This window comes from Vibrio sp. 1978, assembly GCF_033344345.1.
On record NZ_JAWPOP010000987.1, the window covers coordinates 1 to 524 of the forward strand.

General features: G+C 49.4%; 1 protein-coding gene. It reads left to right on the top strand.

Annotated elements, in window-relative coordinates:
* Nucleotides 1-524 (top strand): metal ABC transporter solute-binding protein, Zn/Mn family (locus R8N49_RS30250; protein ID WP_318190834.1); only part of this gene is annotated, 524 nt, incomplete at both ends.

The window sequence follows — 524 nt, forward strand, 5'->3', positions numbered from 1 at the left end:
CATCGCAACGCGATGATCTCGTTGTCATTGAAGCCAACAAAGAAGTTCCGCTATTGCCAGCAATGGGACAATCAGTCGGGCAAGGCGCGGTGAATCCACATACGTTCGTTGGGCTCTCAACAACGATTCAAAAGGTTTATACCATCGCGAGCGAGTTGAGCAAGCTCGACCCTGACAATGCCGATTTCTACCGTAAAAACGCGCGTCAATACGCCAAAACTTTTCGCATGATGAAACGTGATGCCATGTTGTCGTTGGGCGAATTGGACACGGCAGGAATGAAGGTTGCGACAACGCACAACGCATACGGCTACATTCTGCAAGAGTTTGGTGTGGATGTTGCTGCAGTGATTGAGCCAGCTCATGGCGTGGAGCCGAGCGCGAGCCAACTGCAAGAGACGATCGAGAAGATCAAACGATCTGGCATTGATGTATTGTTTTACGAGCTGAATATGCCAAATCGCTTTGTTGACACCATCGAAGAAGCGACAGGAGTTAAGCTCTACCGTTTTTCTCACATGACG